This window comes from Paenibacillus sp. 1-18 (assembly GCF_000520755.1).
GTDB classification, from domain to species: Bacteria; Bacillota; Bacilli; order Paenibacillales; family Paenibacillaceae; genus Paenibacillus; species Paenibacillus brasilensis.
In genome coordinates this window covers 1-4,297 of record NZ_ASSB01000333.1, presented here as the reverse complement: position 1 = coordinate 4,297, position 4,297 = coordinate 1, and the positions used below count along the sequence as shown (strand labels likewise).

The window sequence follows — 4,297 nt, the reverse complement described above, 5'->3', positions numbered from 1 at the left end:
CGGCGATTAGTGAATGGATTGCTGAATCTGCTGCCGAGGGAGCATTGCACCGCCCCGGTGCGGGCTTTCATGCGATTGAGATTCGTCTGCCGCAAAAGCTTGCTTCAAAGAATGAAGCGGATATTACGGCTTTGCTGCCGGGATTACCCCGCGCGGAAGAGGCATTAAAGCTCATACGTGAGCGTATAGCAGAGCGCGCTCGGGGAGCAATTCCGCAAAAACGTCATACTCCGTAACAATTCGGGTGTATACTTCTTTTTTCGGGCCTATTCATCTGCATCGGACTGAATAACGGCTTCGAAGAGTGTCGAAAGTTCAGTTACAATAGGGGAACGGAAAGTGATAGCAAGTCATGCATTAATTGCGATATTGGAGGAGATACCAGCATGAAACGACATATGCAACAGACGCGCCCCCCACAGCGCTGGACCAGGGCGCTCATTCCAGGGCTGATCCTGCCGGGGCTCCTGCTGGCGGCTTGTCAGCAGGGAGGCTCAGGTGGACAGGAAAGCGAGCCGTTGAAGTCATCTACGACGGTACAGGAAAATGCACCGTCTTCTACCCAGCCGGGGACGGCTGGCAGCAGCTCTGGCACGGGACAAGCCTCCACGGGCGCAGAAAGCGGACAAGCTGATGCCATGATGGCCATTCGAAGCCAAAATGCGCTGCAGGCGACGGTTAAGGAAGAGGATGGAACCGCGGTTGTAACGAATGCGGAGGCTGACACGGTCGTTGTTAACAAAAAGCGCAGCTTGCCTATAGGCTATGTTCCGGGCGATCTGGTCGAGCCGAAGGTGCCGTTTTCCTTTGAGGGGCCGCATGAGAAGCGGCAAATGCGCAAGGAAGCGGCAGATGCGCTGGAGAAGCTGTTCGCAGGTGCCCAGAAGGATGGTATAGAACTGCGGGCAGTATCGGGATATCGCTCCTATAAGCGACAGGTTTCCATTTTCAACAACAATGTAAAGACAAAGGGGCAGGCATATGCCACTCAAGTCAGCGCCGTACCGGGGACGAGCGAGCATCAGACAGGATTGGCGATCGACGTATCCAGCCCAAGTGTGGGCAATGCGCTGGAGCAAGCCTTTGGCGCTTCCAAAGAAGGTGAATGGCTGGCAAAGCATGCGCCGGAATACGGATTTATTATTCGTTATATGAAGGGTAAGGAAGATGTGACTGGCTATGTGTACGAGCCTTGGCATATTCGTTACGTGGGAGAAGATATTGCAGAGGATGTAACCAAGCAGGGATTAACTCTTGAAGAATATTTCGGCGAAAACAAAATCAAGCTGTAGCAGTCAAAAGCAAAGCTGTAATCCTGTGGGATTGCAGCTTTTTTACATATTTTTCTTTCCAAATTGAACCTTTTCAAGGTAGAATCTCGTATAGTGATTGACGACAGAAGCGTGCAGGAAGGGAAGGGAATCATCATTTATTATTCATTAACGTATCGGGAATGGTCAGAAGACACACAAAAGGAACTGCGCAGCCTGACACGGGAATCCGTATCGGGAGATGAGCTGTTTCTGCGCAAGCTTGTAGACGCTACGCGTCTCCATGACAAACTATGGGCACATATCTCCAATGAAAGTGAGGATCACACAGAGCATTCCGTCTATGTGACCGAATTTACAGGGGAACGTGCGAAGCCTTACGGCGCATCAATTACTGACCTCGTACTGGCAAGTGATGGAGGCTACGCCTCAACGTTCAGCGTGCTTTACTGGGTATGGCATGAGCCTGCATTTCGTAGTATGGAGCACCGGGAAGGCTCCGTATTTACGCTGGAGCTAGCCCATCGGCTATTGGATCACTATACGGTGCTGGGTGGCACAACGTATGAATTCGTTTATTCTGTACTGGACCCACAACTGAAAAAGGTACATCTGTTTGTGAAGGAGGTCGATCTGTGATGGAGCACTCTTGGGAGAAAATCAAATCCAGGCCCGGCTCTCGTACACGGATGGCGGCCTTTGCCCTGATGCTGGCTGTGCCAGCCGTCCTGACGGGCTGCGGTGACGACGAGTATTATGACTGCGATGAGCTTCCTGTATCGGAGCAAACAGCGTGTCGGGATTCAGGCAGCAGCGGGTATTACTATGGCGGATCAACCTATTATAGCGGAGGCTCCTCCTATCATAGCAGTCGTTCCTCTTCAAGCTCTTACCGCAAAAGCTCATCTTCATCTTCCGGCTCACACAGCGGTTTTGGCAGCAGCGGCTCACGTAGCGGCTTTTTCTCTGGAGGTTAAAATGAGGATGCGTACCATTCGGCAACTGCCCTATGATCATGACGAGCTTTTTAGCGGCGAAATCAGCCGTATGATTCCATACCATCGCATGTATGGCAAATCCTATTGTGTGCCCGCGTTAACGATGTATCGCGAGACCGAGCTGGCAGAGCTTCAGGCTGCATCCGAGGCGATACATAGCATCTATCGCAAAGTTCAGCACTTTGTCCAGCGCTATATGCCTGATGAGTACCTGGTGGAACGATTGGGTGTCCATCCGGGTTTGCTGCGTGCTGCGCGCATGGAGGCCGCGCCGGATGGAATTACCCGACAGGACTGGATTGTGGGGGAAGCGGGGATCAAGTGCATTGAGAACAATACAGACACTCCGACTGGAATCCCCGAGGCAGCCTATCTCGAAGGGAAGCTGCTGGAGATCCTGAATGAGGGCGGAGGGTCACGGGAAGATACTGCTCTATTGGGACCGTCAGCTGGAATGGATGATGCCATTCAGCGTGCACTGATTGATTTGATACATTTTTATAGCAGCAGGGGATTAGGCACAAAAGTGTATTTTACTTGCTATGATTGGCATATTGAGGATCAGACCAACACAAAATATATCATGCGCTTGTGTGAACAAGCTGGATTTGAAGTGGTTTATGCGCCCTTGGAAGAGCTGGAGATTATCCCGGGTGAAGGATTGTATCACCGGGGAGAGCCCATACACATCCTCTACCGCCTGTATCCGCTGGAATATCTGATTGATGACCGGGAAGAGGACACGGGGCTAGAGGTGGGGCAGGCGCTAATGGATATGGTAGCGGACGGTAAGGTAGGATTAATCAATCCGCCGCAGCATATTATTACCCAAAGCAAGGGGTTTACCGCAACCGTATGGTCGCTGTATGAGCGCAATGAGCAGACACCAGAGTTCTGCGGCTTTCGCTTGTTTAACGACCAGGAGCTGGAGGTGATAAGAACCTACCTGCTGCCTACGTATTTTGAACCAACGGTGTTTATGCAAAATGAACAGCCTTATGTGGCCAAAGGAATATGGGGCCGGGAGGGAAAAGGGACGCATCTGATTGTGTCTGCCGATACCGAAAATAAGCTGGAAGTTCCAGCTCTGACGGAACAATGGGCGAAGGCTGTCCCGTCTAACGTCTCTGATGAAGCAGATGCTCCGCTAACGCCTGAGCAGGAGGAGGCCGCACATATTGCCGCTTATTACGAAAGCCAACCCAAGATTTATCAGCGGCTGTGGCCTATGCAAAGCGCAGAGGTGCAGACCGAGGAAGGGCTATATCATGGCTATGTGCTGACCGGCGTATTTGTTATCGGCGGGAGGTTTGCGGGCATCCTGCCACGAATCGGGGAAAAGGTCACCGGCGATATGGCCTATTATTGTGCAGCCGCCGTTCCGACCGTATCTCATGAGTCATCTGGGCGCTCTTAGCCTTTTTACATGATTAATAAGTATTAAAATATAATTATTCATAGTATTAAGTATGCATATGCTTAAATGTCACTATGGTTAAGTATTTATAAGGAGGAAGAGGATTGGACTCACAAATCAGCTTGGGGAACGCATTGGGCAATGTAGGCATCGGCTTGCTTATCCTGTTTGCCATCTTAATCGTAGGTTATTTTGTGTTCAGCTTGCTGACACGTTATAACGATAATCAGGAAATCGCACGCGGCAATGAGGCGGCAGGCATCTATATGGGGGCAAAGCTGCTGGGTCTGTGTATTATCGTGGGCATGGTGTCATACAGCAGCCATTCATGGCTCGATATGCTGATTTGGTCAGCCGTAGGCATAGTGGTGCTGTGTTTGGTCTATATTATTTTTGATCTGTTGACTCCACGTACCAAAGTGTGCGAGGAAATTGCCAAAGGCAATGTGGCTCTGGCGCAACTGCTGCGCTCGATCATTGTCGGGGTGTCATTTGTGGTGGGTACATTCTTGATGTAGCCCTGGATAGAGAATGGGTATAAAGAAGGTATATAAAAGGATATGCAAAAACCGCACTGAACTGTGACCCTATTTGTGGACACATAAAAGAAA

5 protein-coding genes and 1 pseudogene are annotated in these 4,297 nt (G+C 50.6%); all 6 read left to right on the top strand.

The genetic code is table 11. The features are described 5' to 3' along the window. Positions 1 to 236, top strand: a pseudogene (locus tag L693_RS28400) (phosphoribosylglycinamide synthetase); the annotation flags it as partial. 150 nt (positions 237 to 386) lie between these two features. Beyond that, a complete protein-coding gene (locus tag L693_RS0121770; RefSeq protein ID WP_025719947.1) occupies positions 387 to 1,292 on the top strand; it encodes a M15 family metallopeptidase in 906 nt (301 codons plus the stop codon). A gap of 93 nt (positions 1,293 to 1,385) precedes the next feature. After that, positions 1,386 to 1,910 (top strand): hypothetical protein, encoded by a 525-nt coding sequence (locus tag L693_RS31660; protein ID WP_231503728.1) that lies wholly within the window; start codon positions 1,386 to 1,388, stop codon positions 1,908 to 1,910. After that, positions 1,910 to 2,248, top strand: coding sequence for a hypothetical protein (locus tag L693_RS0121760; RefSeq protein ID WP_025719943.1), 339 nt, complete (start codon positions 1,910 to 1,912; stop codon positions 2,246 to 2,248). Before L693_RS31660 ends, L693_RS0121760 begins: the two co-directional genes overlap by 1 nt. 1 nt (position 2,249) lies before the next feature. After that, on the top strand, positions 2,250 to 3,686 hold the full coding sequence (locus L693_RS0121755) for a glutathionylspermidine synthase family protein (protein ID WP_049825250.1): 1,437 nt from the start codon (positions 2,250 to 2,252) through the stop codon (positions 3,684 to 3,686). 104 nt (positions 3,687 to 3,790) lie between these two features. Further along, complete coding sequence (locus L693_RS0121750; RefSeq protein WP_025719939.1) at positions 3,791 to 4,204, top strand: DUF350 domain-containing protein; 414 nt, start codon at positions 3,791 to 3,793, stop codon at positions 4,202 to 4,204. The last annotated feature ends 93 nt before the right edge of the window (positions 4,205 to 4,297 follow it).